Below are 26415 nucleotides of genomic sequence, written 5' to 3'. Positions count from 1 at the left end.
GCCACACTACATCAATCAATATTGAGACAATGAACGGTGAGCAAACAGACCTCGAGAGGCGCGCCGCACGGCACGCCGCCCTCGCCGACCCCGCGCGACTGCAGATCGTCGACCTGCTCGAGACGGGCGACCTCTCCCCCCTCGAGATGCTCGCGCGCATCAATATCGCCTCGAACCTGTTGTCCCATCACCTCAAGGTGCTCGAGCGAGCGGGCATCGTCGTCCGCTCGCGCTCGGAGGGTGATCGCCGCCGCACCTACGTCTCGCTGTCGCCGGACGCCACCGGTCCGATCTCCGGCAGCACGATCTTCACGGCACCGCGAGTGGTGTTCGTGTGCACCGCGAACTCCGCCCGCTCTCAGCTCGCCGAGCACCTGTGGCGCACCCGCAGCGATGTCCCCGCCGCCTCAGCCGGAACCACCCCGTCGCCCGCCGTCGCGCCGGGGGCCATCGCGGTCGCCGCGCGGCACGACCTCGACCTGCATGACGCCGCACCCAAGCTGCTCGCCGATATCCGCCACGACGACGACCTGCTGATCAGTGTGTGCGACAACGCCCACGAGGCCCTCGAGAAAACTGACCTCCATTGGTCGGTGCCCGACCCGGTTCCCTCGAACACCGCGGACGCCTTCGAAGAGACCTATCGACATCTCGCCCGCCGTATCGACGGGCTCCTCCCCCACCTCGCCGCCTGACCACCGGAGCGCACCATGACCCGACCCACCGTCCTTTTCGTCTGCGTCCACAACGCCGGACGCTCGCAGATGGCCGCCGGCTACCTGCAGCAGCTCGCCGGCGACCGTATCGACGTGCTCTCCGCCGGATCCGCGCCCAAAGACGCCATCAACCCCACCGCGATCGACGCGATGGCGGAAGAGGGCATCGACATCTCGGCGAACCAGCCGAAGGTACTCACGGTCGACGCCGTGAAGACGTCCGACGTGGTCATCACGATGGGCTGCGGCGACGCGTGCCCCATCTTCCCGGGCAAGCGCTACGAGGACTGGGAGCTCGACGACCCCGCAGGTCAAGACCTCGACGCCGTGCGGCGCATCCGCGACGAGATCAAGGGTCGCGTCGAGGGGCTGATTGCGAGCTTGTCCGCCGCGTGACGGGTTCTCCGATCGGCCGGAAGGGCGGGATTGGAGAGCCCCAAGCAAAGGCTACGGTCCTATCCTTTGCGGCGTCGGTCGCTTCCACCCTCGTCATCAGCACGGTCGCCGCGGGCACGGCGATCACCAAGCTCGCCGCAGCAGGAGTGCTGACCCAGGTCGGCGGCGGAAGCCGCAACCGCATCTGGCAGGCATCCGAGATCCTGGATGCCGTGGACGCGTTCGCCGCGCGCGCCCGACGGGGGCGCACGTGAAGCTTCAGATGCTCGCCTGAGACGCCCGCGACGCGCGCTCACGCGCCGGCGATCAGCCCCTCCAGGGGACCGTCCGGCAACACGACCCACCCCTCCCGCCGCGCGACGTCGAGGGCTTCGTGGGCCGGCGCCTCGAACAGCCCGAGTGCCCCGGCGCGCGTCGCCAACGCCGCGATGACGGCATCGAAAGCGTCCGCTTTCGCGACCGCGAGGGGGGCGAAGGGTCCCACGTCGAGCCACGGCGCTCGCGCGGTCAGGGTCTCGAGCAGGACGGCGCGGCGGGCGGCATCCACCCGATACCCCGTCGTGTCGAAGCCCCACAGCCGCAGCGACCCGCCGGGGTACACCTCGAACAGGCGTCCCTCGGCCGCGCGATCGACGGGGAAGCCCACGGCGGCGAGGCGGCGGAGCAGCCCCGCCCCGCGGAGGGCCGTGACGCCGAGCCGATCGGTCGACACGCTCAGCGGCCAGCGCCCGATGCGCTCGCGCACGACGTGGTCGGTGCGGCGGTAGACGAGCGGGCGACGCCAGTCGGCGTGACCCTCGACGGGCCCCAGCGCGGGCTCCACGGCTCCGTGGTGGGCACGCACGAAGTCGACGAACGCGTCGGGCCAGCCGAGCGGGCAGTCCACCCCGAGCCACGCGTCACCGGAGGCGACGGATGCCACGATGTCGGCATCCTGGATGCCGATCTCGAGCAGTGTGAGCACCGCGCGGCCGTCGGCCCACTCCAGCTCGGCGAGGGCGGTGCCGGGCGCTCCCGCGGCGAGGTCGATCCCGACGGTTCTCATCGCCTCGAGCCTAAGCCGCCTCGCGCGGCGGGAGTACGGCGCGACCCGCGTGAGCGAGCGCGTCGCATGAGAACGACGGCGCGACAAGGCATCCCCGATTCACCCCTCGACCTGGGAGGATCGACGCATGGCAGACGAGGATCTCCCCGATTCGCTCGAACCGGCGACCGACGTCCCGCCGCGCGACGAACCCGCCCCGCCGCCCACCCCGAAGGGCGACCTGCGGGCCGTGTCGATCATCGCGATCGTCACCGGTGCGATCGTCATCGCCTGGTACCTGTTCATCGCGACGGTGCAGACCATCTCGAAGGTCGACGAGATGCCGTGGATCCAGATCGGCATGTGGGTGCTCGCCGCGGTGTCGTTCGTCTGCGGCATCCTGAGCCTGAATGCGCGCATGGCGCGCGAGCTCGCCGCCGCGGGCTTCATCGCCGGGGTCGCGGCGGGTCTGCTCTCGATCTCGATCGGCTTCTTCAGCGAACTGCTCAACTGAGGCGTCAGCCGGCGCACTCCATGCTGAGCTCGGTCAGCATCCACGACCCGCTCGAGCGGTCGAGGTGGACCGTGCCGCAATCGCCACCGGCGTAGGTGACGTCGAGCACCGCGTCCGACGCCGTCTCGGAGACGACCTGCACATCGACGTCGGCAGACATTCCGGTCGCGGCATACAGCGCCGAGGTCTGCGCGATGAGCGTGGCGCAGTCGGTGATCCCGGCACCGATGGTGTCGTTGTACTCCTGGATCATGCGCTGCTGCAGGGGCTCGGTGAGGGCGCCGCAGGCGGCCACCGTGTCGGCGGCGCGCACCGCCGTCCACCACGACTCGAACCGTTCGACGGGGCCGGGTTCGGGGGATGCCGAGGCGGTGGCGGTGGGAGTGGGGACCGCGGTCGGCGAAGCGGGGGCCGCCGAAGCGGCGTCGACGGGACCGGTCTCGGATGCCGTCGGACCGGTGCAGGCGGACAGCACGAGACCGGCGCCGAGGAGCGTGGCGAGGAGCAGCGGGCGGGGGGATCGCATGCGTCCATCCTCGGACAGGTGGCTTCGGGGTGCCAGTCGGGTGAGGCGCGCGTCGCCGTGGAATAGCCGAACCGGGCTCGGGGTTCGACCGTGACATGACGCCGTCGCACGCCCTCGAACGCGCCTTCTCGCGCATCGACGTGTCGCCCGGTCACGCCCGGCGGCAACGCCTCGACGCCGGAGAACGTTTCACCCTGGCCCGCGGCGACGCCGCGCTGGTCTACTTGCGCGCCGGCGAGCTCACGGGCCGCGCCTCGCAGCGGTCGGTCTGTGCGGTCGACGCCCCCTCCGGCTCAGCGGCGGCCATCGAGGGAGACCGCACGCTCCTCGCCGGCGACGCCGTCGTCGCGCTCGGATGCCACGCCCTCACCCTGACGTCGCAGTCCGGAGCCGAGGTCACCGTGGTGCCCCTCACTCTGACCCCCACGAGCGACACCCGGGCGCTGCCGCCCGTCGTGTTCGTGAGCGAATTCGCGCGCGCCGAGCCCGCCGCCGCGGGCCTGGCCGCGCATCTCGGCATCCCGACTCCCGGAGCGATGGGTCCGCGGGGCGGCGACACCACGATCTGCAAGCTCATGGTCACGACGGTGCTGCTCTCGGCCCTGCGCGCGTGGGCGGCGACCGCGCACGAGCAGACCTGGCCGCCCCGCACCGACGACCCGTTCCTCGCTCGGGTGGTCTCGGCGGTCATCGACGACCCCGGCCGCGAGTGGACCATCGATCACCTCGCAGCCCTGGGCGCGATGTCGCGATCGGTGTTCGCGGCGCGGTTCCGACAGGTCTTCGGCACCTCGCCCGCGTCGTATGTGACCGAGGTGCGCATGCGCCGGGCGAAAGAGCTGCTGGATGCCGGGACCGGCGTCTCCGAGACCTCTCGCGCACTGGGCTACGCCTCCGACGAGGGCTTCCGGCGCGCGTTCCGGCGTCACGTCGGTGTCGCCCCCTCGGCGTGGCGGGCGGGTCGGCGCGAGCTCGCGGTCTGACCCGCGCGGGACGAGCGGCGGGGTCCGGGACGTGATCCCGCAAGCCCCGGCCGGGTTTGGGGCGCATTCCGCGGACCCGGCGGGGTCCGGGGCGCGATCCCGCAAGCCCCGGCCGGGTTCGGGGCGCATTCCGGCGTTTGGGGCGCGAAACTGCCGCCCCGAACGAAGGAACGCGCCCCAAACCCAGGACGTCGCTGCGGCCCTCCCGGCGGCCCCCACGCGGCCGCGACCCCGGGCCGGTTCGAGGCGCGTTTTGCGGACCCGGCGGGGTCCGGGACGCGATCCCGCGTCCCTGGCGGGATCCGTGCGATCCCGCAAGCCCCGGCCGGGTTTGGGGCGCATTCCGGCGTTTGGGGCGCGAAACTGCCGCCCCGAACGAAGAAACGCGCCCCAAACCCCACCCCGCCCGCGGCTCAGCCCCGGACGGACCGCCGCTCGCGCAGCGAGACGCCGAAAAGCACGGCGCCGATGACGAGGAGCGCGATGCCGATGGCATCCACCGTCTGCACGCTGGTGGCGTCGACGAGGATGCCGCCCACACCCGCCGCGATGGTGATCGCGAGCTGGAACCCCGTGACGACGAGGCTGCCCCCGGCCTCGAGGCGGTCGGGCATGCGGTGTCCGACCCACGTGTTGACGATGATCAGCCACGACGAGAAGAAGAAGCCCCACACCGAGACGGCGATCGCGACGACCACGAGCGACCCGGGCAGCAGCATGACCGCAGCGATCGCGAGGGCGATGGCGAGCGGTCCGACGACGGAGAGACGGGCGAAGGCGCGGTCGACGACGAGGCCGACGAGGATGTTGCCCCCGAATCCTCCCACCCCGAACAACGCGAGCAGCAGCACGATCGTGCCCGCGCCGACGTCGGGGATGCGCTCGAGCGACAGGCGCACGTAGGTGTACGCGACGAAGTGCCCCAGCACGACGAGCACGTGCCCCACCATGCCTCCGGTGTTGCCGGGCCGCCGGAGGGTGTCGAACAGGATGCCGAGGCTCGACGCCGCGGCCGGCGGCACCGGGGGCAGCGCCACGCGCACGCCGATACCCACGGCCGCGGTCGCGACGGCGATGAGCAGGAAGGCCAGGCGCCAGTCGAGCGCCTCGCTCAGTGCCACCCCGATCGGCACGCCCGCGACCGTGGCCAGCGAGAGTCCGGCCGAGCCGAACATCATCGCGCGACCGATGCGGTCGGGGCTCGACAGGCGGGCGGCGACCGTGATCGACATGGACCAGAACGCACTGATCGCGGCTCCGAGCAGGAAGCGCGCGACGAGGATCGCCGGCAGGCTCGGCGCGATGGCCACGACGAGGCTCGAGACGGTGGCCGACGCGGCCGCTCCGATCAGCAGCGTGCGGCGGTCGAGACGCGGGAGCAGCAGCCCCACGGTCGGTGCGAAGAAGAGCCCCGCGAGCGCGGTGACGGTGACCGTCTGACCGGCCTGCCCCGCCGTGACGCCCAGTGAGGCGGCCATCTCGGTGAGGACGCCGTTGGGGAGGAACTCCGCGGTGACGAGCAGGAAGCTCAGCAGCATGACGACGACGAGGCCGCCGTAGCGCATCGTGGACGGCCCGACGACGGGCGTGGGAACGGGAGCGGTGGTGGTCATCCTCCGATGCTCGCGGGCGACCGCGGTTCGCGCCGGGCCGTTCGTCCGCGGCATCCGACCGATCGTCCGCGGAGGCGGGCCGGGCGCCGAGGGGCCGTGCCGCCGTGCGGAGGCGGGCCGGGCGCCGAGGGACCGTGCCGCCGTGCGGAGGCGGGCCGGGCGCCGAGGGACCGTGCCGCCGTGCGGAGGCGGGCCGGGCGTCGAGGGGCCGTACCGTCGTGCGGAGTCGAGCGTCGCGCCGCGCCGCGCCGCGCCGCGGGACCGTGCCGCCGTGCGGAGGCGGGCCGGGCGTCGAGGGGCCGTACCGTCGTGCGGAGTCGCGATCCGACACGCCGCCGCGCGGCGGCGGCGCTCGGCGCGTCGCCGGTCGACTCCGCACGACGGGACACGACCGTGTCGGGGCCACCGCCCGCCGCAAGGCCCCGGCGAGGACCCCGCCCGCCACACGACCGCTCGAGCCCGCCGCCCGCCGCACGGCCGCGCCGCGGGCCCGGCGGCCCCGCGTCAGCGGATCGATCCCGGCCCCACGTACCGCGCCGCGGGTCGGATGATCTTCGGGTCCCGCGCCTGTTCGAGCACGTGCGCCGTCCAGCCGATCGTGCGGGCCAGAGCGAAGGTCGGGGTGAACATCTCGCGCGGGATGCCGCACTGCTCCATCACGACCGCGGCGTAGAACTCGACGTTGGCCCGGAGGGGGCGCTCCGGATGCCGGACGGCGAGCTGCCGCTCCGCCTCCGCCTGGAACGCCAGCGCCTGCACCACCCGGTCGCCGCCGAGGCCCCGCGCGACTTCGCGCAGCAGCTCCGACCGCGGATCGGCCGTGCGGTACACCGCGTGCCCGAAGCCCATGAGGCGTCGCCCGGCGGAGAGCTCGCCCGCGATCCACGCGGCGGGATCGTCGCCGGCGGCGTCGAGGCTGTCGAGGGCCCGCGCCGGGGCTCCCCCGTGCAGCGGTCCCGAGAGCGCGCCGAGCGCGCCGGTGAGGCAGGATGCCATGTCGGCGCCGGTCGAGGCGATGACCCGGGCCGTGAACGTCGAGGCGTTGAAGCCGTGGTCCATCGCCGCGACGAGGTAGGCCGACAAAGCGCGGACGTGCGCCTCGTGGGGGGTGGCCCCCGTGACCCGCTCGAGGTAGTCGGACACGACGCCGCGGCCCGCCGGCATCCGTTCCGCTGACGGTGCGAGGGCGAGCGGTGCCATCGCGGCGAAAGCGATCGCCTCGTCGAGCCTCCCGGCCTCGTCGAGGTCGTACAGCGCTCGGGAGCGACGGAGGGATGCCGCGAGCGTCCACACCGCGCGCAGCACCGCGAGCGGCTGGTCGCTCTGCGCGCGCACGGCGGAGAGAAGGGGCGCCAGCCGGTCATCGGACTGCGCGGCGGCGATCCGCTCGGCGAAGGCGCCCGGGTCGTCGGGCAGGGCGCCGACGACGAGGAGGTGCCAGACGTCTTCGAAGCGGCGCGTGCGCGCGAGGTCGACCGCGGAGTGGCCGCGGTAGTGGTAGAAACCGGCGTCGCCGTCGACGTCGCTGATGGCGGTTTCGGCCGCCACGACGCCGTTGAGTCCGCGGGGCACATCGATCAGGTCGCTCATGCGCTCAGTGTGCGAACATGACGTCGAAAGCGTCAACGTTGATCGGATCAAGATGACAGCGCCCCTCCCCCGCCTCACCGCCGCGCAGGCCGCCGCCCGACTCGGCGTGAAGCCCGAGACGGTCTACGCCTACGTCTCCCGCGGGCTGCTCGGCCGCGAGCGCGACGCGCGCGGCTCGACCTTCGACGCCCTCGAGGTCGAGGCCTTCGCGACCGGGAGGCGACGCGCGGCCGCGCAGGCACCGACCCACCCCACCACCGGGATGCCGTTGGGGGTCGTGCACACCGACATCGCCGACATCGAGGACGACGAGCTGCTCTACCGGGGGCGCCGTGCCCGCGACCTCGTCGAGCGTCCGTTCGCCGAGATCGTCGCGTGGCTCTGGGACGCGGAGCGCGTCGACGCCCCCGACCCCGCCATCGGGAGCGCCCGGGAGATGGTGGCGGCGCTGCCTCCGCACGCCGGGGCCATGGACCGCCTCCGCGCCGCCCTCACCGGCTTCGCCGCCGACGATCCCCTGCGGCACGACGCATCACCGGCCACGCTGCACCGCATCGGATGGACGCTGCTGACCGGACTCCCGGTGGCCCTCGGCGGAGACCCCGACCCCGACATCGCGCTGTCGCTGACGCGCGCGTGGAACGCCCCGGCATCCGTCGGTCCCGCCGTCAACGCGGCTCTGGTGCTGCTCATCGATCACGACCTCGCCGTGTCGACCTTCGCCGCGCGCGTCGCCGCCTCGGCGCGCGCCGACGGATACGCCGCCGTCAGCGCCGCGCTCGGCGCCGCCGACTCCCCCCTGCACATCTCGGCGGCCACCCGCACCGCGCGCCTTCTCACGCGCGTGCGACGAGGCCTCGACCCCGAACGGGCCCTGGCCGAAGCGCTGCAGGACGGCAACGGCATCCCGGGCTTCGGCCATCCGCTCTATCGCGGCGTCGACGACCGCGCCGACGCCCTGTTCCCGTTCATCGCGGCGCTTCCCGACGGGGCGGGGACGATGGATGCCGTGCACCGGCTCTTGGAGGTCGTCGGCGCGCGGGCGCGGCTGCGGCCCAACGTGGATCTGGCGCTGGCCGCGCTGGCATCCGGGGCACGCCTGCCCGAGGACGCCGCCAGCACGATCTTCGTCATCGGCCGGCTGGCGGGGTGGATCGCGCACATTGCCGCGGAGTATGCCGAGCCCGCCATGCGGCTGCGCCCGCGGGGTGAATACGTGGGGCGATGAGGTCGATCTAGCCAGGTAGGTGGCTAGGGTGCCGCCGTGATGTACAACGTCGTGGAGGCGCGCAACAACCTGTCGCGGCTGATCGCCGACGTCGAATCGGGCGCCGAGGTCACCGTTGCTAGACGGGGGGTGCCGGTCGCGCGGATCGTGCCGTTCGCCGTGCCGGAACAGCCTCGAAACCCCTTCGCGACGTGGCTGCGGGAGAACCCGTTGACACCCGAGCTGACGCGCCCCATCGACGAGATCGAGAAGATCGTCGCCGAGAACCGGTGCGCCGGAGCGTGATCTATGTCGACAGCTGCGTGGTGATCTACGCGGTCGAGCGCGGCGACGACCTTGGCGACCGGGCTCGTCACGCACTCATCGGAGCGGACTCTCCTCTGGCCGCGAGTCCGCTCGTCATGCTCGAGTCGATGGTCGGACCGATGCGCGACGGGCACGCCGAGCCGCAGCTGCGCATGTGGAGCGTCTTCGACCGGTTCGAGATGCTGTCGGCAGGGCCCGACGCGTATCTGAGCGCAGCGCGCCTCCGGGCGAAGCACCCGGGCCTGGGAACATCGGACGCCCTTCATCTCGCCATCGCGCAGCACGCGGGATGCACGCGCCTGTGGACGAACGACGCGCGCCTCGCCGCGATCGCGCCGGAGTTCGCGATCAACGTTCTCGAGACGGCCTGACCCTCACCGCGCGGCGCCGACCAGCGCCAGCACGCTCCGCAGCCCCTCGGGTGTGCCGGGCCAGTGGCGCTCGATCGCCGGCATCCCCGCGTGACGGATCGCGAAGCGCAGGGCGATGACGACCACGATCGCGTCGTCGGCGTAGCCGATGACCGGCAGGAAATCGGGGATGAGGTCGATCGGCAGCAGCAGGTAGACCAGCAGCCCGCCCAGCCACCACCGGGTGGCTCGCGACACCGTGCGGTCGGCCGCCAGTCGGCGGATCAGCCGCACCACGTCGGGCGCCAGGCGCATCACGGCGCGCCAGTCGACCGCCTCACCCGACCGCTTCTGCTGCACCCACAGCACCACCACGAGCGCGAGCCACAGGATGACGAGCCCGGCGACGACGCCGAGCACGACTACGAGCCCTTCCGGAATCGGGCTCAGCGGTTCTTCCACTCGCGCGCCATCTCGACGACGGCCGCGACGGCGGCCTCGGTGTCGGCGGCGGACCCTCCCGCCCGACCCGCGACGAGGCCCGCCACGAAGGCGCTGAGGGGAGCCGCGGGGCGCGCGACGCCGTTGGCGACGTCGCGGGCGAGGTCGAGGATGAGCGAGATGGGGATGTCGCCGTCGTCGAGGCCGAAGCGCTCGGCGAGCGCGGCGCTCCACTCGTTCAGCGCCTCGGGGGGCAGGGTGCGGTTCTCGGTCATGGCTCCTCCTCGGGCTCTCCGGAGATCGTCCCACGTGTCGATGTCGCGCGTCTCCGTCGCGGGGGCCGCGATCGCGGCGATGGACAGGCCGCCGAGCAGCGCCCGCATCGACGCGTCGCGGCCCGCCGCGGGGAGACCGGATGCCGCTGCCCGCAGCGCCGCGGTGCGGTACCGGCCGATGAGCCACTGGCGTCGGCCGTCGTCGAGACACACCCCGTCGGCCCCGGGCGGGATGGGCGCGGTGAGCCGTCGGACGGCCGCGGCCGGTGCGGCGAGGTCGCAGGCGATGACGTAGACCTCGTCGGCATCCACCGCCGGCAGCGCAGCGACGACGGCGGCGACCGGGCCGCCGAAGGGCGGATCCTCGCGTACCCAATCGACGTCGAGCGCGGCGTCGAGCATCGGTGCGACCACGACGACGCGTCCCGTCCCGCCGGCCCGCACGGCGTCGATCGCCGCGGCGAGCAGCGTCGATCCCCCGACCTCGAACAGCGGCTTCGCGGCGCCGCCCACCCGCGACCCGCGACCGCCGGCGAGCAGGATCGCGTCGACGCTTACCACAGGGCGACCGTCACGAGGGCATCGGGGTCGAGGTCGTCGTCGCGCGAGGGGATCACGGCCAGTCCCTCGGCCTGACCGAGGCCCCGCGTGCCGCGCGGCGTCGGGGTCGCCCGCCAGCGTTGCGGATCGGAGCGGTCGAGCGACACCGGCACGTACTGCGTTCTGCCCGGTCGCGCCCGCCACCCCCCGGCGAGCGCCACCCGCACCTGCGCGCGCCCGAGCTCGACGTCGCCCTCCAGCGCGCGCAGTGCCGGACGCACGAACAGCTCGAACGACACCGCGGCGCTCACGGGATTGCCCGGGAGCCCGAACAGCAGGGTGCCGGCGGGGGTGCGCCCGAAGCCCTGAGGTTTTCCGGGCTGCATGCGCACGCGGTCGAAGCGCATGAGGTCGCCGAGCGTGTTCTTCACCACCTCGTACGCCCCGGCGCTCACGCCCCCGGAGAAGACGACGACGTCGGCCCCCGCTGCCTCCGCGGCCGCGATCGCACGGCGCGGACCGTCGCCCTCGTCGTCGACGCTCGTGCGCAGCACGACGTCGGCCCCGGCCTCCTCGGCGAGACCGGCGAGCAGCACGCTGTTCGACTCGGGGATCCGGCCACGACGCAGCTCCGCGCCCGGCGCGACGAGCTCGGACCCGGTCGACACCACGGCGACCCGGGCGGCGCGCGACACCTCGACGGTGCCGACTCCGGATGCCGCGATGGCACCGATCCGGGCGGCGGTCAGGCGCACGCCGGCCTCAACGACGAGATCCCCCTGCTGCACGTCCGAGCCGCGGCGGCGGATGTGCGCCCCCGGCGCCCGCGGGGAGACGACGACCTCGACGGGCTCGAGGCCCCCGGCCAGCCCCCGCGCGGTCTCCTCGAAGGGGACGACGGCGGTGGCGTCGGTGGGTACGGGCGCCCCGGTCATGATGCGGACGGCGTCACCGGCATCCATCGGCGGGTCGAGGTCGGTGCCGGCGGGGAGGTCGGCGACCACGCGCAGGGTGGCCGGCGCGTCGAGGTCGCGCACGGCGAAGCCGTCCATCGCGGAGGAGTCGAAGCCCGGCACGTCCACGGCGGCCGAGACCGGATGCCGGAGCACCCGGCCGCGCGCGGAGGCGACATCGCGCGATTCGGGGACGAGGGGCCGTACCGCCTCGAGGATCGCCGCGAGGTGCTCGCTGACGTCGATCACGCGAGGAACCGGGGACGGGACAGGGGCATGTGCTCAGCGTAGGCGCGGCGGCACCGGCTCGGACGGGCGTGGCGCCGCGGCGCAAGCCGTGCGTCACGGCACCGCACGTTGGCTACCGTGTCCGCATGGATGCCCTGACCTACGCCGAGGTCGGCGCGACCGCCGGCGAGATGCCCGCGGGCTACCACCACGTGCGCGCCCGCCGGGTGATCGGTCGCGGCCGGGAGGTCTTCGAGCGCGCCGCCGATGCGCTGCTCGCGGGCGACGCGCAGCGCCGCGCGGGAGCGCGCGTCGAGCTGAGCGAGACGCCGATGCGCGAGGGTACCCGCGTGACGATGCGGCTGGGGGTCGGCATCCTGAGCTTCCGCATCCCGTGTCTGGTGGTGTGGGCCGAACGCACCGAGACCGTGGCGGGATTCGCCTACGGCACGCTGCCCGGGCATCCCGAGCGCGGCGAGGAGAGGTTCACGCTCACCTTGGAGCCGTCGGGCGAGGTCGCGTTCGACATCGCCGCGTTCTCCCGCCCCGGCCGGTGGTTCACGCGTGTCGGCGCTCCACTCGGGCGCCGCGTGCAGGCGTGGATGACGCGGCGGTACCTCCGCGCGCTCTGACGCCGCCCGGGGCGCCGGGGTGCCCGGCCGAAGTGCCACGATCCGGGGGAGCACGCGCCCAGATCACCGCGCGATCACACCGATCGCTCGTCCCCGGCGCGGTGTCGGCTCCGCCGTTCGCACAACTCCGGAAGAACCGATCGCGAAGGTCCGGCCTTCCGCGTCATTCCGGGGCCGCGGAACCGGCCCCGCTCGGTTTCGCAGGAGTTGTGCGCGCGCCGCGGGGCGCCGCAGGCTGTCGCGCGCCGCGGCGCGGTGTCCGCTCCGTCGTGCACAACTCCGGAGAAATCGACCGGCGAAGCCGGGCGGGCCGCGTCGATCCGGGGCTGCGGAAGCGGCCCCGCCCTGATTTCAGGAGTTGTGCGCGCGGGGTGAGACAGCGCAGGGCCCCGCCGAAGCGGGGCCCTGTCTTCGAACCATCAGTTCTGCGGTCGCTCGTCCTCCACGACCGACTGCACGCTGTCGGTGGCCGGCGTCTCGTCATCGGCGCGCACCTCGTCGGCCGCGATCGCGATGTCGACCGCTGCATCCTCGAGCGCCTCGGCGACGACGTCTCGCACATCGCCGCGGTCGTCATCCGCCGTCGGCGCGGGGGTGTCGAGGGCCGAGCCCTCGTCGGTCGGCTCGAGCTCGCGCGCTGCGTGCTCGGTGTCGGCCTCCGCCTGCTCGCGGCGCGTGGCCTCGGCGTTCTGACGAGCGAACTCGCCGGCCGCGGCGGCCGCTCCGGCGGCGAGGTCGGAGGCGGCGTCCTTCGCGTCGCCGAGGGCCTTCGCGGCGTCGTCGGCCTTCTCGCGCACGACGGCGGCAGCGTCGGCCGTCCTCTCGCGCACGGCCGCCGACGCGGCATCCGTCCGCTCCTTGACGTCTCCGGCGATCTCGCGAGCGCGGTCTCCGGCGGCATCCGCCTTCTCCTTGACGTCACCGGCGATCTCGCGCGCACGATCCTCGGCGGCATCCGCCTTCTCTTCCGCCTCCTCGACGATGTCGCGGTCGAAGGGGCCGAAGACACCGGTCACGACCACGTCGACGTCGATTCGTCCCCGCCCGAGGGGCTCGAGGGCCGTGCGGACGGCGGTGCGCACGGCATCCGACACCTCGTGCAGCTTGTGCGGATAGTCGACGACCAGCGAGATCGTGGCCGTGACCGAGTCGGCGCGGTCGGTGTCGATCTTGACGCCGGGGGCGGTGCTGGCGAGGCCCACGCGCTCACGGACGGCGTCCGACGCGCGGCCCAGCAGGCTGCCCAGGGCGTGGACGCCCGGGACCGAACCGGCCGCGGTGGCGGCGAGGCTCGCCGCGGCATCCAGGTCGGGCGGGTCGATGGTGGCATCGATGGTGGTCATGACGGCTCCTCGTGGGGGTCAGTGCACGCGGGTGTTGTCGCGTGCGAGCTTCGCGCGCAGGCCCGAGTGGATGGAGATGTAGGCGCGCAGGTTCTGGCCCGTCAGGGCGGCGAGGTTGGTCACGAGCGTGTCGACGTGCTCGGCCACCTGGCGCGGCGAGGTGTTCTGCCGCGGGGTCACCGCGACGTGGAGCACCGACTCGTTCTTGATCTCGCCGGCCGTGATGCGCGAGGAGAGGATCTCGTCGCGCTCGGCGAGGGCGTGCTTCAGCGCCTCCGAGGCGAACCCGTCGGTGACGGTGATGCGACCGGCGTCGCTCGCGCTGCCCGTGGACTGCAGCGGCGCCTGACGGCGTCCGCGCACGGCGGCCGACGCGATGACGATGAGGATGATCGCCAGCACCACGAAGGCGGCGACGGCGCCCCAGCCCGCCGACTCACGGCCGAGCGACTCGAGCCAGCCCTGGAACCCGCCCATGACGGAGGTCCAGGTGTCGGTGCCACCGGGCAGCAGCCCGACGGCGAGCGCGAGAGCGCCCAGGCCCAGCAGCACGAGGGCGACCAGGAACAGGATGAAGCGGTTCAGACCGCGACGCGTGGCGTTCATCAGGACTCCTTGGTGTCGGGACGCTCGACGCGCAGGTGGGTGCGCACGGCGGGGGTGAGCTTGTAGGCGGCGACCTCGTCATCGACGATGCGACGCAGCTGCGCCTCGTCGACCGGGATGCCGACCGGGGGCCGCACCGTCACGTCGACGGAGCGGTGGGCGACGCCCACGACGATGTCGTCACGGGCGATGCCGGACTCGTTGCTCAGGTGCTGAGCGAGGGCGGATGCCACGACGCCGTTGTCGACGACGACGGCACGCTGGCCCCACTCCATCTCGTGGCGCGACAGGCGCCCGGGCTTCAGCGCGATCACGAGGACGATGAGTCCGAGGATCGCGAGCACGACGCCGCCGACGATGAACGCGACCGGCATGAGAGCGGTGGGGGCCGCGACGACGGCGTTGAGCGCCTCGCCGGGCGAGACCAGCAGCGGCTGGGCGCCGGTGAGGGCGAGGATGATCTCGACCGCGGCGTACGCCAGGACGAGCAGCAGCAGCACGACCACGACGAGCATGGCCACGGTGCGCGGGGAGTGCGTCTCGCGACGCACGACGGTGCGGAGCACGGCGTCAGTCATCACAGCACTCGCTTTCGCTGGGGGGCGGTGGCGCCCGAGATGGTCAGGTCGACGCGCGAGATCTCGCGGCCGAACAGCCGCGACAGGCGCGTGCGCAGTTCGCTCTGGGCGGCGGCGGCCGCTTCGAGCACGGGGGTGGCGGCCTGCACGGCCGCGGTGTCGTCGAGGCGCGGCACCGGGAACGGCGACGTCACGCGCACGGCGGCGGTGTCGCGGGCCGAGACGATCTCGACGTGGACGCCCTTGGCATCCACCCCGATGATGTCGGCGGCGGCCCGCTCGGCCGTCTTCTGCAGCACGCGGTCGGCGATGTTCACCCGGCCGGCCGGGAGGCCGGGGCCGGCAACCGCGCTGCGGCTGCCGACCCCGGGGGAAGCGGTGACGGTGGTCACGATGTGCTCCGACCCTTGAAGGCGTTGACGACGTTGCGGAAGTCGATCTCACCCGCGGTGATACGGGCGACGACCACACCGATCGCCATGAAGAGGGCGACGAGGATGAATCCCCAGAAGCCGAAGATCAGGGCGCTGAGGGCCAGCACGAGACCGGCGAGAGCGCCCTTCGTCGTGGCGCTCACTGGACGCGCTTCTCGGACTCGGCGTCGTTGTTGTCGTCGCCCGGGATGTGGACGTCGTTCACATCGACGTTGACCTCGACGACCTCGAGACCGACGAGACGGCTGATCGCACCGGCCACGCGGCCGCGGACCTGGTCGGCGACCTCCTGGATCGGGGCGCCGTACTCGACGACGATCGTGACGTCGGCGGCGGCCTGGGTCTCGCCGACCTCGACCTTGACGCCCTGCGTCAGGTCGGTCGCGTTGATGGCGTCGCGGATGGCGCCGAGGGCGCGGGCTCCGCCGCCACCGAGCGCGTACACGCCGTTGACCTCACGGGCCGCGATACCGGCGACCTTCGCGACGACGCCCTCGGCGATCGTGGTCTTGCCCTCGGTGTGGGTCTCCTGACCACGTGCGGCGAGGGGACGGTTCACGCGCGACGCCGTCTGGGGGACGTTCTGCGCAGCGGGGGTGGTGGGGGCGTTCTCAGCCATGTCCGTGCCTTTCGATGTCGTGACCCGATGTTTCGGGGTGGGCGCTTCGGCCTACACCACTAAGACGTACCGGCTTTCGGAATCGTCACGCCGGGATTGAAATTCCTTTCGCGTTGTGTATGTGAGCGAATGCGCTTACGCCGTATATCGCTGTCGTGGCAAGCCGGTCAAGCGGCACGATCCGTTCGTTTCACGTCGCCATGATTCGGAGGTTGCGGCGGCATCCGGAGAACTCGGGTGTGACACTCGCCCTGCTCGCAACGTCATCCCCCTGACACACCCGTGGGAACAGACAGAACGGAGCATCATGGGCAAGAAGGACAAGAAGCGCAACGAGCCGGTCGACATCGCGGACTCCACCTCGGAGCAGCAGCGGCAGAAGGCGGGCAGCTGGTCGTCGCCCGCGCGATACGCCGCGGAGCTGTTCGGCACCTTCCTGCTGGTGCTGGGCGGAGTGGGCACGGCGCTGTTCGCGGCGAACTTCCCCAGCGCCGACGACAACCAGGCCGGCGTGGGCTTCCTTGGTGTGGCCCTCGCCTTCGGCCTGACCCTGGTCGCGGGCATCGCCGCGGTGGGCCACATCAGCGGAGGCCACTTCAACCCCGCCGTGACCCTCGGCCTGCTGGCTGCCGGTCGCACCGACGCCCGCCACGTGCCGGGGTACATCCTCGCGCAGCTGATCGGCGGCATCCTGGCCTCCAGCGTCATCGCCCTCGTGCTCGCCGGGCGTCCCGACGGCTTCGCGGCCGCACAGGAGGCGGGCTTCGCCTCGAACGGCTTCGGCGAGGGCAGCCCGGGCGGATACGGTCTGGCGGCGGTCTTCGTGGCCGAGGCCGTGCTCACCGGCATCTTCCTCGCGGTGATCCTCTCGGTCACCGCCAAGGCCGAGTACCAGGCGTTCGCGCCGATCGGGATCGGCCTCACGCTGACGCTCATCCACCTCATCAGCATCCCGATCAGCAACACGAGCGTGAACCCCGCGCGCTCGATCGCCACCGCCGTCTACGGCGGCGCGCTGCCGCTGAGCCAGCTGTGGGTCTTCATCCTCGCCCCGATCGCCGGAGCCCTCGTGGCCGGAGCCGTGGTGCGCGTGCTGGGTCGTCGTACCGTCACCGCCTGATCGAGGGCGCTTCGGCGCCGGCCCGGGAACGTGGGGTTCCCGGGCCGGTCCGCGTCTGCCGGGCGTACGCTCGACCCATGTCCCCCCTGCTTCCGTCGGCGCGGTCCTGACATGGGCCGTCTCACCACGTCGCGCCGGGTGACGCGCATCACCCTCGAGGGCGCGAACCGCCAGCGACCGGATGCCATCGCGGTCGAAGAACCGCTCGAGATCCGCGTCGCGGGGTCGCCGCTCGCCGTCACGATGCGCACGCCGGGCCACGACGTCGAGCTCGCGGCCGGCTTCCTCGTCTCGGAGGGCGTGATCAGCCGCGGCGACCAGTTCGCCCGCGCGATCCACTGCGGGGGCCCGGGCACGGGGGGCGCCGACGGCAACACCTATAACGTGCTCGACCTGACGCTCGCGCCGGGCGTCGCCCTGCCCTCCCCCGACATCGCACGCTCCTTCTACACGACGAGCTCGTGCGGGGTCTGCGGCACGGCCTCGATCGAGGCGGTCGAGAAGGTGTCGACCTACGACGTCTCGAGCGACGAGCTGACGGTGTCCGCGCACGACGTCGCGGCCTTCCCCGACCGGCTGCGCGAACAGCAGAAGACCTTCGACAAGACCGGCGGCCTGCACGGCGCCGCCCTCTTCGACGGCACCACCGGCGAGCTGCTCGTCGCACGCGAAGACGTCGGTCGGCACAACGCCGTCGACAAAGTCGTCGGCTGGGCGCTGCTGAACGACCGCCTGCCCCTGCGCGGCACGGCGCTGCAGGTGTCGGGCCGCGTGAGCTTCGAGCTCGTGCAGAAGGCCGTGATGGCCGGCATCCCGATGCTCTCGGCCGTGTCGGCGCCGTCGTCGCTCGCCGTCGAGCTGGCCGAGCGCGCGGGCCTGACGCTCGCCGCCTTCGTGCGCGGCTCGAGCATGAACCTGTACACGCGGGCGGATCGCATCATGGCCCCGTCCACAACCCCCGTGACCGAAGAGGTCGCGGGCGTACGCTGACGAACGTGCGCGCGGTGTGTGGATGCCACCGACTCGGCGCCGGAAACCACGGAGGGTGAGCATGGGTGAGTCGTTCGGGCTGATGACCGAGGAACCGCGCCAGGGAGGCCTCGGGCCGCAGGTCGACGGCGAGTGGTCGAGCACCGGCCCCTACGAGCACCCCGCCGCCGGGTGGGGCGCCGCCCTCACCGTGGGCAAGGTGCTCTACGAACAGCGTCAGCCCCTCGCCGGCACCAAGGCGATGTTCACGATGAACCACCCCAAGAGCGGCTTCGACTGCCCGGGGTGCGCGTGGCCCGACGACAAGGGCGTCACTCTCGACATCTGCGAGAACGGCATCAAGCACGTCACGTGGGAGATGACCCACAAGCGCGTGGGCAAGGAGTTCTTCGCGGAGCACTCGGTGAGCGAGCTGTCGCAGTGGAGCGATTTCGAGCTCGAGGATGCCGGGCGCCTGGTGGGGCCGATGGCGTACGACGCCGCGACCGACCACTACGTGCCGATCTCGTGGAACGACGCGTTCCGCATGATCGCCCAGCACCTCACCGCCCTGGACTCCCCCGACCAGGCCGCGTTCTACACCTCCGGCCGCCTGAGCAACGAGGCGTCGTTCCTCTACCAGCTGTTCGCGCGGGAACTCGGGACGAACAACCTCCCCGACTGCTCGAACATGTGCCACGAGGGCTCGGGCCGCGGGCTCACGGCATCCCTCGCCACGGGTAAGGGCACCGCCGACCTCGAGGACTGGGAGGCGTGCGACGCCCTCTTCGTGCTCGGCGTCAACGCGGCCTCCAACGCCCCGCGCATGCTCACGAGCCTCGCCGAGGCCATCGACCGCGGTGCTCAGGTCGTGCACGTCAACCCGCTCCGCGAGGTCGCGGGCACCCGCACGATCGTGCCGCACGAGATCGTCGACATGGCGACCTTCCACTCCACGCCGACCAGCACGATGAACCTGCAGGTGCGCCCGGGAGGCGACCTCGCGCTCGTCCGCGGAATGGCGAAGGTCGTGTTCGAGGCGTCGGAGACCGACCCCACCGCCCTCGACCAGGTCTTCCTCGACCAGTACACCAGCGGTCTCGACGACTACCGCGCCCTCGTCGAGGCGACGTCGTGGGACGAGCTCGTCGAGCAGGCGGGACTCACCGAGGCCGAGATCCGCTCCGCCGCCGCCGTCTACCTCGCCTCGAAGGCGTGCGTCATCAGCTGGTGCCTCGGTGTGAGCCAGCATCAGCACGGCGTCGACACCGTGCGCGAGATCGTCAACCTGCTCCTGCTGCGCGGAAACGTGGGACGCAAGGGCACCGGCCCCTCCCCCGTGCGCGGACACAGCAACGTGCAAGGCAACCGCACGTGCGGCATCAACCACAAGCCCACCGAAGAATGGCTCGCGAAGCTCGACGAGGTGTGCGGCATCACCTCGCCCCGTGAGCCGGGACTCGACACCGTCCACACGGTCGCGGCCCTGCACCGCGGCGACCTCAAGGTGTTCCTCGGCATGGGCGGCAACTTCGTGCGGGCTGCTCCCGACACGAAGCTCACCGCTGAGGGAATGGGCCGGGTCGGTCTGACCGCGCACGTCAGCACGAAGCTCAACCGCAGTCACCTCACCCACGGCAAGGAGGCGCTGATCCTGCCGTGCCTCGGCCGGACGGAGCGCGACGTGCAGGAGGCGGGCCCCCAGTCGATCTCGACCGAGGATGCCATGAGCTCGGTCATGCTCTCGCTCGGCTCCCGCAAGCCCGCATCGCCGCACCTGCTCAGCGAGCCCGAGATCATCGCCCGCATCGCGCGGGCGACGATGCCCGACTCGGCCACCCCGTGGGAGTGGTACGTGGGCGACTACGACCGCATTCGCGACACGATGGCCAAGGCGCTGCCCGGCTTCGAGGGCTTCAACGAGCTCGTGCGACAGCAGTACGGCTTCCGCATCCCGCAGCCCGCGCGCGAGCGCGACTTCCGCACCCCCTCCGGCAAGGCCGAGTTCTCGCAGGCCGACCTCCCCAACGTCATCCCCGAAGAGGCCGACGTGCTGGTGCTGCAGACCATGCGCTCGCACGACCAATGGAACACGACCATCTACTCGGCCGACGACCGCTACCGCGGGGTGCGCAACATCCGCGAGCTCGTGTTCATGAACCGGCGCGACATGAAGGAACGCGGCATCGCCGAGGGCGACCTCGTCGACATCGTCGCGACCTCGCGCGACGGGTCGGTGCGCAGCGTCACCGCCTTCCGCGCCCTGGAGTACGACACTCCGCGCGGGAGCGCCGCCGGCTACTTCCCGGAGCTGAACGTGCTGCTCGGTCCCGACGACTACAGCCGCCAGAGCGACCAGCCGCTGATGAAGGACATCCGGGTGCGCATCGCGAAGACGGCCTGACGCTGCGGCCGGAGCCGGGCCGTCGCGCCTCGGCTCCGGCCCGGAGCGACGCCGCGCTGCGGCCCCCGCCCGTGTGCACAACGGCGGGCCGATCACCGACACACCGTCTCCCGGCGCGCGTGCGGCGGCGTGTCGACCGCGCCACCCGCCGTTGTGCACGGCCACCGCGCTCGACGCCGCGGCATCCTGCGTCGAGCACAACGGCGGGCCGATCACCCGACACGCCGACGCCTGCCTACCCACAGCGGCGTGTCGACCGCGCCACCCGCCGTTGTGCACAGCCACCGCGCTCGACGCCGCGGCATCCGCCCCCTGCCTCAGGCCGGCAGAACCCCCGTGCGGGCGAGTTCGGCGTACCAGCGACCGCTGTCCTTCACGGTGCGCTCGAGCGTGTCGAAGTCGACGCGCACGATGCCGAAGCGCTTCGCGTAGCCGTAGCCCCACTCGAAGTTGTCCATCAGCGACCACACGAAGTACCCGCGCAGGTCGACGCCCTGCTCGAGCGCGCGGTGGGCGGCGGTGAAGTGACGGCGGAGGTAGTCGAGCCGTTCCGGGTCGGGCACGGAGCCGTCGGCGGCCACGACGTCGTCGAACGCGGCGCCGTTCTCGGTCACCATGAGCGGCTGCTGCGGGAACTGCTCGTGCAGCGACAGCAGAAGCTCCTCGAGTCCCTCGGGAGCGATGTTCCACCCCATCGCGGTCGACGGCCCCGGCTGCGGCAGGAACTCGAGCACCTCGTCGCTTCCGGGCCACGCCGTGCCTCCCGCGGCGGCCTTGTGCCCGTCGTTGCTCTGCTTCGGCGACACCCCGTCCCAGATCTGCGCGGTGACGGTGGAGTAGTAGTTCACGCCCAGCACGTCGAGCGGTTGGCGGATGGCATCCAGATCGCCGTCATGAACGAAAGACCAGTCGGTGACGGATGCCGTGTCGGCGAGCAGGTCGTCGGGATAGGCCCCCCGCAGCATCGGGCCGGTGAAGGCGCGGTTGGCGAGGGCGTCCACGCGCCGCACGGCCTCGCCCGCCTGCTCGCCGCGGCCCCGCGGCACATGGAAGTTCAGCGTCACCGAGTACGCCGGGTCGCCGGTCGAGGTGGCCCGCAGCGCCTGCACGGCGCGGCCGTGGGCGAGGTTCAGGTGGTGCACCGCGGCGAGCGCGGCCGCCGGTTCGTGCCGACCGGGCGCGTGCCCGCCCTGGCCGTAGCCGAGGTAGGCCGAGCACCACGGCTCGTTGAGCGTCGTCCAGGTGTGGATGCGATCGCCCAGGGCCGCCCCCATGATCTCGGCGTAGCGCTCGAAGGCGTCGGCGGTCGCGCGCACGGGCCAGCCGCCGGCATCCTCCAGGGCCTGCGGCAGGTCCCAGTGGTACAGCGTTGCGACGGGACGGATGCCCCGGTCGAGGAGGCCGTCGACGAGGCGCGAGTAGAAGTCGATCCCGGCCTGGTTGACCGCACCGGTGCCCTCGGGGACGATGCGCGGCCACGCGATCGAGAAGCGGTAGGCGCCGAGCCCCAGCTCCGCCATGAGATCGAGGTCGGCCTCCCAGCGGTGGTAATGGTCGCAGGCCACATCTCCGGTGTCGCCGTTCCACACGCGGCCCGGGGTCTTGCTGAAGGTGTCCCAGATGGAGGGGAGGCGGCCGTCCTGCGCCGCCGCCCCCTCGACCTGGTACGACGCCGTGGCCGAGCCGAACGTGAAGCCCTCGGGGAAGACGAGTCCGCTGTCGCGGAAGTCGGCGGCGCCGACCGTGGGGGGAAGGGTCATCGGGGGGCCTCCTCGAGGTCGACGGGGAAAGCGGACGCGCGTCCGTCGGGGGTCGTGACGATGATCTCGCGCGTGCCGCTGCCGCCGGGGAAGACGCGCAGCTCGAGTCCGTCGAGGTAGTCGTAGTCGGGCCGGTCGACCCGCGCACCCCAGGGGATGACGGCTCCCGGCCGGGCGTAGAGCGGAAGGCTGTCGAAGCCGTGGCGTTCGCGCAGCCATCGCCCTCCCTCGACCGTCTCGCCGCTCAGCACGTGCGTCCATCGCCCCGCGGGGAGGTAGAACTCCACCTCCCCCTCGGCCGAGAACACGGGGGCGACGAGGAGGTCGGGTCCGAGCATGTACTGCCGGTCGAGGTGGGCGACGGCGGGGTCGTCGGGGAACTCCAGCATCATCGGCCGCATGACCGGTACCCCGGTGGCGGCCGCCGAGAGGCCGAGCTGGAAGAGGTACGGCATCAACCGCATCTTGAGGTTCGTGAACAGGCGCGTGATCTCGACCGCCTCCTCGTCGAACTGCCACGGCACGCGGTACGATTCCGAGCCGTGGAAGCGGCTGTGGGTGCCGAGCAGGCCGAACGCGGTCCAGCGCTTGAACACCGCGGCATCCGGGAGCCCCTCGAAGCCGCCGATGTCGTGGCTCCAGTGCGCGAAGCCGCTCATCGCGAGCGACAACCCGCCGCGCAGGGTCTCGGCCATCGAGGCGAACGTCGACGTCGAGTCGCCGCCCCAGTGCACGGGCATGCTCTGCCCGCCCGCCGTCGCCGACCGGGCGAACAGCACCGCGTCGCCTTCGCCGCGCTCCTCGACCAGCACGTCGTAGACGGCCCGGTTGTACAGCTCGGTGTAGAGGTTGTGCATGCGATCGGGGGCGCTGCCGTCGGCGTAGACCACGTCGAGGGGGATGCGCTCCCCGAAGTCGGTCTTGAAGCAGTCCACGCCCTGTCGCACGAGACGGCGCAGGTGCTCCTGGAACCAGCGGGTGGCATCCGGGTCGGTGAAATCGACCAGGCCCATGCCGGCCTGCCAGAGGTCCCATTGCCACACCGAGCCGTCGGCCCGGCGCACGAGATAGCCCGCTTCCGCCGCCTCGGCGAACAGGGGCGACGCCTGGCCGATGTACGGGTTGATCCAGACGCACACGCGCAGGTCGCGCTCGTGCAGGCGCCGGAGCATGCCGTCGGGGTCGGGGAAGACGCGGGGGTCCCACTCGAAGTCGCACCACTGGAACTCGCGCATCCAGAAGCAGTCGAAGTGGAACACCGACACCGGCAGTTCGCGGCGGGCCATCTCGTCGATGAACGAGGTGACGGTCGCCTCGTCGTAGTCGGTGGTGAAGCTCGTCGACAGCCACAGGCCGTACGACCAGGCCGGTACGACCGGGGGTCGGCCGGTGAGAGCGGTGTAGCGCGAGAGCACGTCGGCGGGGGTGGGGCCGTCGAAGACGAAGTACTCGAGAGCCTCGCCGGCGACCGAGAACTGCACGCGCTCGACCGCTTCGGAGCCCACCTCGAACGACACGTGACCCGGGTCGTTGACGAGCACGCCGTACCCGCGGTTCGACACGTACAGCGGCACGTTCTTGTAGGCCTGCTCGCTGGAGGTGCCGCCGTCGGCGTTCCAGATGTCGACGGACTGGCCGTTCTTCACCAGCGGCCCGAACCTCTCGCCGAGGCCGTAGACGAGCTCGCCGACGCCGAGGTCGAGCTGCTCGTGGACGAAGGTGCGCGGAGGGCTCGATCCCGCCGGATCGACGATCGCCCGGTCGACCTGCGCCCCCTCGTCGAGCGAGACGTAGGCCTGCGCCTTCGCGCCGCTGGATGTCAGCGTGCGACCGCCCGAGCGGAAGGTCAGCGACCACGGCGCCCCGCCGGCCACCCGCGCCTCGAGCGTCCCGGAGCGCAGGATGCCGGCATCCGCATCGACCGACCCCGCCTCGTTTCCCGCGCCGGGCAGCGGGAAGGAACAGCCGCGCCCCCGACCGGTGTGATGCTCGATCCGCACGCGCACGACCCCCTCCGCCGGCGACGACAGGGTCGTGGTCAGCACGGGCCGGTTCAGCGTGTCGCCACGGCGCTCGATCACCTTGGTCGGAGCCAGCACGCGCAGGCCCGGACCGTCGATCGTCTCGACCTCGCGGATGTCGACCGCCTCCTGCGCGTACAGCGCGCGCACCCCCGGCCGCAGCTGCCAGAACCCGTCGGTGAACTTCATCGCTCCTCCTCCACGACGACGACGGCTCCGGATGCCACCCGCACGGTGCCGTCGTGCCGCTCCCCCGTCAGGAGGTCGCGTCCCGACGCCGACGCCGTGCGCTCGGCATCCGTGTGGTTGATGAGGAAGAGGTAGGAACGGCCCTCTCCGACGCGTCGGACGACGTCGAGCCCCGGCTCGGACGCGACCACGGGGACGACCCCCGCGGCGGCGAGCACCTCAGCGAGAACGGCGTCGAGGCCTTCGGGGTCGGGCCGGGTGGCCAGGTAGGACGCGGTGCCCCGGCCGATCGTGCGGCGGGTGAAGACGGGAACGCCGGCGCGTTCGCCGCTCGTCGCGCGAGCCCGCACCTCGGCGTCGTGGGCGTCGACGTTCTCGAGCCACACCGACGCCGAGTGGCCGGTGTCGAGAGTCACGCTCTCTCCGGGCATCAGCGGGAAGAACTCGTCGACGCGGATGCCGAGCAGATCGCGGAAGGCGCCCGGATACCCGCCGGTGCGCACGCGGTTCTCGGGGTCGACGATGCCGGAGAGGTAGGTCACGAGCACGTGGGCACCGTCGTGCGCGAGCCGCTCGAGGCGTGCGGGCAGCGCGTCGTCGACGAGGTAGAGCGTCGGCACGATCACCACCGCGTACCCGTCGAGGTCGGCCGACGACGGCAGCACGTCGACCGCGACACCGCGCAGGGTGAGGGCGCGGTGCACAGCGATGGGCATGTCCATCGGGTCGACGAGGTCGCTGGGCTTGCGGCCGCTGCGCAGGGCCGCGACCGTGTCGTGGTCGAACAGCAGGGCGACGCGCGCCTTCTCGACCCGCGTCCCCCGCACGGGCGCGAGCGCCTTGAGCGTCGCGCCGAGCCGTTCGACGTCGCGGAAGATCGTCGAGTCCGCCCCGGCGTGGGGCAGCATCGCCGAGTGGTACTGCTCGGCGCCCGCCGACGACGCCCGCCACTGGAAGAACAGGATGCCGTCGGAGCCCCGAGCGACGTGGGCGAGGGAGTCGCGCGCCATCTCGCCGGCGGACTTCGCACGGTTCACCCCCTGCCAGTTCACCGCCGCCGTCGAGTGCTCCATGAGCATCCACGGGCGCCCGTCGACGAGGCCGCGCACGCGGTCGGCGCTGAAGGCCAGCTCACTGTGGCGGAACGGGTCGGCGCCGATCGTGTAGTGGTCGTTCGCGACGATGTCGACCTCGCGCGCCCACACCTCGTGATCGGTGGCGCCCGGGGTGTTCATCACCATGAAGTTGGTCGTGATCGGGATCCCGGGGGTGATCCGTCGCAGTTCGTCGCGCTCGGCGCGGTAGTGGGCGATCAACGCGTCGGAGGTGAAGCGCTCGAAATCGAGCAGGAGCCCGGGGTTGTGCCCCGTCCGCGCACCGCGCGGGGGCTCGACCTGGTCGAACGAGGTGTAGTGGTGTCCCCAGAACGCCGTGCCCCACGCGGCGTTCAGGCGCGAGACGTCGCCGAAGCGTTCGGCGAGCCAGACGCGGAACGCCGCGCCCGTCTCCTCGCTGTAGCACCGCCCGTTCTCGTTGCCGATCTCGTTGCTGACGTGCCACATGCGCAGCGCCGGGTGCGAGCCGTACCGCTCGGCGACCGCGCGCACGACGCGCAGCGCGTATCGGCGGAACACCGCCGAGCTCGGCGACCAGGCGAGGCGCCCGCCCTGCGCGGTGCGGTGGCCGTCGGCATCCACCGTCGCAATCTCGGGGTGCGCCCGCAGGAGCCAGATCGGCGGCGCCGCGGTCGGGGTGGCCAGGTTCACCCCGATGCCGCCGGCGTGCAGAAGGTCCATGATGCGGTCGAGCCACCCCCAATCCCAGACCCCGTCGGCGGTTTCGAGCAGACCCCACGAGAAGATCCCGAGCGACACCGAGGTGACCCCCGCGCGCTGCATCAGGGCGATGTCCTCGGGCCAGAGCTCCTCGGGCCATTGCTCGGGGTTGTAGTCGGCCCCGAAGGCGATGCCGTCGGCGATCCAGCCGAAGCGGGTGGGGGCGGGCAGGTCGGCGGCGTGCGAAGAGAAGTCGTTCATGGTTCTTTCGTGAGGGGAAGG

At 72.3% G+C, this 26415-nt stretch carries 28 protein-coding genes; 12 read left to right on the top strand and 16 right to left on the bottom strand.

The window, feature by feature from the left end:
- The first annotated feature begins 29 nt into the window (after positions 1-29).
- Genes Q0818_RS00840 through Q0818_RS00830 form a run of 3 tightly spaced genes read left to right on the top strand, consistent with a single transcriptional unit; the run spans position 30 to position 1366 of the window.
- Complete coding sequence (locus Q0818_RS00840; protein WP_298870311.1) at positions 30-695, top strand: helix-turn-helix domain-containing protein; 666 nt, start codon at positions 30-32, stop codon at positions 693-695.
- 15 nt (positions 696-710) lie between these two features.
- Positions 711-1112, top strand: a complete 402-nt coding sequence (locus Q0818_RS00835; RefSeq protein WP_298870309.1) for an arsenate reductase ArsC — start codon at positions 711-713, stop codon at positions 1110-1112.
- Positions 1109-1366 carry a hypothetical protein gene (locus Q0818_RS00830; protein WP_298870307.1) on the top strand — a complete coding sequence of 86 codons (258 nt, stop codon included), beginning with the start codon at positions 1109-1111 and terminating at the stop codon, positions 1364-1366. Before Q0818_RS00835 ends, Q0818_RS00830 begins: the two co-directional genes overlap by 4 nt.
- A 38-nt stretch (positions 1367-1404) precedes the next feature.
- On the opposite strand, the gene Q0818_RS00825 is transcribed toward Q0818_RS00830, so the two are convergent.
- Positions 1405-2157 (bottom strand): DUF429 domain-containing protein, encoded by a 753-nt coding sequence (locus Q0818_RS00825; protein WP_298870305.1) that lies wholly within the window; start codon positions 2155-2157, stop codon positions 1405-1407.
- Positions 2158-2284: 127 nt separating this feature from the next.
- Between Q0818_RS00825 and Q0818_RS00820 the strand changes: the two genes are divergently transcribed.
- Positions 2285-2650, top strand: a complete 366-nt coding sequence (locus Q0818_RS00820; protein WP_298870302.1) for a hypothetical protein — start codon at positions 2285-2287, stop codon at positions 2648-2650.
- 4 nt (positions 2651-2654) lie between these two features.
- On the opposite strand, the gene Q0818_RS00815 is transcribed toward Q0818_RS00820, so the two are convergent.
- The gene (locus tag Q0818_RS00815) at positions 2655-3176 is read right to left on the bottom strand and encodes a hypothetical protein (RefSeq protein ID WP_298870301.1); all 522 of its coding nucleotides are present in this window, start codon (positions 3174-3176) and stop codon (positions 2655-2657) included.
- Between the two features lie 95 nt (positions 3177-3271).
- On the opposite strand from Q0818_RS00815, the gene Q0818_RS00810 reads away from it, so the two are divergent.
- Positions 3272-4159: an AraC family transcriptional regulator gene (locus tag Q0818_RS00810; protein ID WP_298870299.1), complete on the top strand. Its 888-nt coding sequence runs from the start codon at positions 3272-3274 to the stop codon at positions 4157-4159.
- A gap of 413 nt (positions 4160-4572) precedes the next feature.
- On the opposite strand, the gene Q0818_RS00805 is transcribed toward Q0818_RS00810, so the two are convergent.
- Together Q0818_RS00805 and Q0818_RS00800 are read right to left on the bottom strand one after the other, a co-directional pair.
- The gene (locus tag Q0818_RS00805) at positions 4573-5772 is read right to left on the bottom strand and encodes an MFS transporter (protein ID WP_298870297.1); all 1200 of its coding nucleotides are present in this window, start codon (positions 5770-5772) and stop codon (positions 4573-4575) included.
- A 504-nt stretch (positions 5773-6276) separates the two neighbouring features.
- Positions 6277-7362, bottom strand: a complete 1086-nt coding sequence (locus tag Q0818_RS00800) for a citrate synthase (protein WP_298870295.1) — start codon at positions 7360-7362, stop codon at positions 6277-6279.
- A 52-nt stretch (positions 7363-7414) separates the two neighbouring features.
- Between Q0818_RS00800 and Q0818_RS00795 the strand changes: the two genes are divergently transcribed.
- Genes Q0818_RS00795 through Q0818_RS00785 form a run of 3 tightly spaced genes read left to right on the top strand, consistent with a single transcriptional unit; the run spans position 7415 to position 9267 of the window.
- Positions 7415-8590, top strand: a complete 1176-nt coding sequence (locus tag Q0818_RS00795; RefSeq protein ID WP_298870293.1) for a citrate synthase — start codon at positions 7415-7417, stop codon at positions 8588-8590.
- Positions 8591-8629: 39 nt separating this feature from the next.
- On the top strand, positions 8630-8875 hold the full coding sequence (locus tag Q0818_RS00790; RefSeq protein WP_298871678.1) for a type II toxin-antitoxin system Phd/YefM family antitoxin: 246 nt from the start codon (positions 8630-8632) through the stop codon (positions 8873-8875).
- Positions 8872-9267 (top strand): PIN domain-containing protein, encoded by a 396-nt coding sequence (locus tag Q0818_RS00785; RefSeq protein ID WP_298870291.1) that lies wholly within the window; start codon positions 8872-8874, stop codon positions 9265-9267. The genes Q0818_RS00790 and Q0818_RS00785 overlap by 4 nt, the downstream gene beginning before the upstream one ends.
- Before the next feature lie 3 nt (positions 9268-9270).
- Here Q0818_RS00785 and Q0818_RS00780 read toward each other — a convergent pair whose 3' ends face one another.
- The 3 genes from Q0818_RS00780 to glp are packed head-to-tail and all read right to left on the bottom strand — an operon-like array spanning position 9271 to position 11704.
- Positions 9271-9708, bottom strand: a complete 438-nt coding sequence (locus Q0818_RS00780) for a YkvA family protein (RefSeq protein WP_298870289.1) — start codon at positions 9706-9708, stop codon at positions 9271-9273.
- Entirely contained in the window at positions 9693-10523 is an 831-nt protein-coding gene (locus tag Q0818_RS00775; protein ID WP_298870288.1) for an NTP transferase domain-containing protein, read from the bottom strand. The genes Q0818_RS00780 and Q0818_RS00775 overlap by 16 nt, the downstream gene beginning before the upstream one ends.
- Positions 10517-11704 carry a gephyrin-like molybdotransferase Glp gene (gene glp / locus Q0818_RS00770; RefSeq protein ID WP_298870286.1) on the bottom strand — a complete coding sequence of 396 codons (1188 nt, stop codon included), beginning with the start codon at positions 11702-11704 and terminating at the stop codon, positions 10517-10519. Before glp ends, Q0818_RS00775 begins: the two co-directional genes overlap by 7 nt.
- Before the next feature lie 125 nt (positions 11705-11829).
- On the opposite strand from glp, the gene Q0818_RS00765 reads away from it, so the two are divergent.
- Positions 11830-12315 (top strand): DUF1990 family protein, encoded by a 486-nt coding sequence (locus tag Q0818_RS00765; RefSeq protein WP_298870285.1) that lies wholly within the window; start codon positions 11830-11832, stop codon positions 12313-12315.
- A gap of 419 nt (positions 12316-12734) precedes the next feature.
- Here the strand turns inward: Q0818_RS00765 and Q0818_RS00760 are convergent, their stop codons facing one another.
- Genes Q0818_RS00760 through Q0818_RS00735 form a run of 6 tightly spaced genes read right to left on the bottom strand, consistent with a single transcriptional unit; the run spans position 12735 to position 15895 of the window.
- A complete protein-coding gene (locus Q0818_RS00760) occupies positions 12735-13658 on the bottom strand; it encodes an Asp23/Gls24 family envelope stress response protein (protein WP_298870284.1) in 924 nt (307 codons plus the stop codon).
- Positions 13659-13676: 18 nt separating this feature from the next.
- The gene (locus tag Q0818_RS00755; RefSeq protein ID WP_298870283.1) at positions 13677-14264 is read right to left on the bottom strand and encodes a hypothetical protein; all 588 of its coding nucleotides are present in this window, start codon (positions 14262-14264) and stop codon (positions 13677-13679) included.
- The gene (locus Q0818_RS00750) at positions 14264-14842 is read right to left on the bottom strand and encodes a DNA/RNA endonuclease G (RefSeq protein WP_298870282.1); all 579 of its coding nucleotides are present in this window, start codon (positions 14840-14842) and stop codon (positions 14264-14266) included. Before Q0818_RS00750 ends, Q0818_RS00755 begins: the two co-directional genes overlap by 1 nt.
- Positions 14842-15234: a hypothetical protein gene (locus Q0818_RS00745; RefSeq protein WP_298870280.1), complete on the bottom strand. Its 393-nt coding sequence runs from the start codon at positions 15232-15234 to the stop codon at positions 14842-14844. The genes Q0818_RS00750 and Q0818_RS00745 overlap by 1 nt, the downstream gene beginning before the upstream one ends.
- Positions 15231-15419, bottom strand: a complete 189-nt coding sequence (locus tag Q0818_RS00740; protein ID WP_076673182.1) for a DUF2273 domain-containing protein — start codon at positions 15417-15419, stop codon at positions 15231-15233. The genes Q0818_RS00745 and Q0818_RS00740 overlap by 4 nt, the downstream gene beginning before the upstream one ends.
- Complete coding sequence (locus tag Q0818_RS00735; RefSeq protein WP_298870274.1) at positions 15416-15895, bottom strand: Asp23/Gls24 family envelope stress response protein; 480 nt, start codon at positions 15893-15895, stop codon at positions 15416-15418. The genes Q0818_RS00740 and Q0818_RS00735 overlap by 4 nt, the downstream gene beginning before the upstream one ends.
- A gap of 307 nt (positions 15896-16202) precedes the next feature.
- On the opposite strand from Q0818_RS00735, the gene aqpZ reads away from it, so the two are divergent.
- The 3 genes from aqpZ to Q0818_RS00720 all read left to right on the top strand — a co-directional run bounded on the left by aqpZ (position 16203) and on the right by Q0818_RS00720 (position 20388).
- A complete protein-coding gene (aqpZ, locus tag Q0818_RS00730; RefSeq protein ID WP_298870273.1) occupies positions 16203-17015 on the top strand; it encodes an aquaporin Z in 813 nt (270 codons plus the stop codon).
- A 111-nt stretch (positions 17016-17126) separates the two neighbouring features.
- On the top strand, positions 17127-18005 hold the full coding sequence (gene fdhD, locus Q0818_RS00725) for a formate dehydrogenase accessory sulfurtransferase FdhD (RefSeq protein ID WP_298870272.1): 879 nt from the start codon (positions 17127-17129) through the stop codon (positions 18003-18005).
- Between the two features lie 61 nt (positions 18006-18066).
- Positions 18067-20388, top strand: a complete 2322-nt coding sequence (locus tag Q0818_RS00720) for an FdhF/YdeP family oxidoreductase (protein WP_298870270.1) — start codon at positions 18067-18069, stop codon at positions 20386-20388.
- A 317-nt stretch (positions 20389-20705) separates the two neighbouring features.
- Here Q0818_RS00720 and Q0818_RS00715 read toward each other — a convergent pair whose 3' ends face one another.
- From Q0818_RS00715 to Q0818_RS00705, 3 genes are read right to left on the bottom strand one after another with little or no spacing between them, the layout of a single operon-like run.
- Entirely contained in the window at positions 20706-22148 is a 1443-nt protein-coding gene (locus Q0818_RS00715) for a GH1 family beta-glucosidase (protein WP_298870268.1), read from the bottom strand.
- Entirely contained in the window at positions 22145-24358 is a 2214-nt protein-coding gene (yicI, locus tag Q0818_RS00710) for an alpha-xylosidase (RefSeq protein WP_298870267.1), read from the bottom strand. The genes Q0818_RS00715 and yicI overlap by 4 nt, the downstream gene beginning before the upstream one ends.
- Positions 24355-26394: a beta-galactosidase gene (locus Q0818_RS00705; RefSeq protein WP_298870265.1), complete on the bottom strand. Its 2040-nt coding sequence runs from the start codon at positions 26392-26394 to the stop codon at positions 24355-24357. Before Q0818_RS00705 ends, yicI begins: the two co-directional genes overlap by 4 nt.
- Positions 26395-26415: the final 21 nt, after the last annotated feature.

This window comes from uncultured Microbacterium sp., assembly GCF_947489255.1.
In the GTDB taxonomy this organism is placed as follows: domain Bacteria; phylum Actinomycetota; class Actinomycetes; order Actinomycetales; family Microbacteriaceae; genus Microbacterium; species Microbacterium phycohabitans.
The sequence above is the reverse complement of the archived record's forward strand: the minus strand, read 5'-3'. Positions and strand labels throughout refer to the sequence as shown.

What these genes read in the sequence shown, in the direction of transcription:
- Q0818_RS00800 (WP_298870295.1), bottom strand. Translation starts at nt 7,362, where the DNA reads ATGAGCGACCTGATCGATGTGCCCCGCGGACTCAACGGCGTCGTGGCG.
- Q0818_RS00750 (WP_298870282.1), bottom strand. Translation starts at nt 14,842, where the DNA reads ATGACTGACGCCGTGCTCCGCACCGTCGTGCGTCGCGAGACGCACTCC.
- Q0818_RS00805 (WP_298870297.1), bottom strand. Translation starts at nt 5,772, where the DNA reads ATGACCACCACCGCTCCCGTTCCCACGCCCGTCGTCGGGCCGTCCACG.
- aqpZ (WP_298870273.1), top strand. Translation starts at nt 16,203, where the DNA reads ATGGGCAAGAAGGACAAGAAGCGCAACGAGCCGGTCGACATCGCGGAC.
- Q0818_RS00715 (WP_298870268.1), bottom strand. Translation starts at nt 22,148, where the DNA reads ATGACCCTTCCCCCCACGGTCGGCGCCGCCGACTTCCGCGACAGCGGA.
- Q0818_RS00840 (WP_298870311.1), top strand. Translation starts at nt 30, where the DNA reads ATGAACGGTGAGCAAACAGACCTCGAGAGGCGCGCCGCACGGCACGCC.
- Q0818_RS00760 (WP_298870284.1), bottom strand. Translation starts at nt 13,658, where the DNA reads ATGACCACCATCGATGCCACCATCGACCCGCCCGACCTGGATGCCGCG.
- Q0818_RS00820 (WP_298870302.1), top strand. Translation starts at nt 2,285, where the DNA reads ATGGCAGACGAGGATCTCCCCGATTCGCTCGAACCGGCGACCGACGTC.
- Q0818_RS00735 (WP_298870274.1), bottom strand. Translation starts at nt 15,895, where the DNA reads ATGGCTGAGAACGCCCCCACCACCCCCGCTGCGCAGAACGTCCCCCAG.
- Q0818_RS00790 (WP_298871678.1), top strand. Translation starts at nt 8,630, where the DNA reads ATGTACAACGTCGTGGAGGCGCGCAACAACCTGTCGCGGCTGATCGCC.
- fdhD (WP_298870272.1), top strand. Translation starts at nt 17,127, where the DNA reads ATGGGCCGTCTCACCACGTCGCGCCGGGTGACGCGCATCACCCTCGAG.
- yicI (WP_298870267.1), bottom strand. Translation starts at nt 24,358, where the DNA reads ATGAAGTTCACCGACGGGTTCTGGCAGCTGCGGCCGGGGGTGCGCGCG.
- Q0818_RS00815 (WP_298870301.1), bottom strand. Translation starts at nt 3,176, where the DNA reads ATGCGATCCCCCCGCCCGCTGCTCCTCGCCACGCTCCTCGGCGCCGGT.
- Q0818_RS00810 (WP_298870299.1), top strand. Translation starts at nt 3,272, where the DNA reads ATGACGCCGTCGCACGCCCTCGAACGCGCCTTCTCGCGCATCGACGTG.
- Q0818_RS00825 (WP_298870305.1), bottom strand. Translation starts at nt 2,157, where the DNA reads ATGAGAACCGTCGGGATCGACCTCGCCGCGGGAGCGCCCGGCACCGCC.
- Q0818_RS00795 (WP_298870293.1), top strand. Translation starts at nt 7,415, where the DNA reads ATGACAGCGCCCCTCCCCCGCCTCACCGCCGCGCAGGCCGCCGCCCGA.
- Q0818_RS00705 (WP_298870265.1), bottom strand. Translation starts at nt 26,394, where the DNA reads ATGAACGACTTCTCTTCGCACGCCGCCGACCTGCCCGCCCCCACCCGC.
- Q0818_RS00720 (WP_298870270.1), top strand. Translation starts at nt 18,067, where the DNA reads ATGGGTGAGTCGTTCGGGCTGATGACCGAGGAACCGCGCCAGGGAGGC.
- Q0818_RS00755 (WP_298870283.1), bottom strand. Translation starts at nt 14,264, where the DNA reads ATGAACGCCACGCGTCGCGGTCTGAACCGCTTCATCCTGTTCCTGGTC.
- Q0818_RS00765 (WP_298870285.1), top strand. Translation starts at nt 11,830, where the DNA reads ATGGATGCCCTGACCTACGCCGAGGTCGGCGCGACCGCCGGCGAGATG.
- Q0818_RS00835 (WP_298870309.1), top strand. Translation starts at nt 711, where the DNA reads ATGACCCGACCCACCGTCCTTTTCGTCTGCGTCCACAACGCCGGACGC.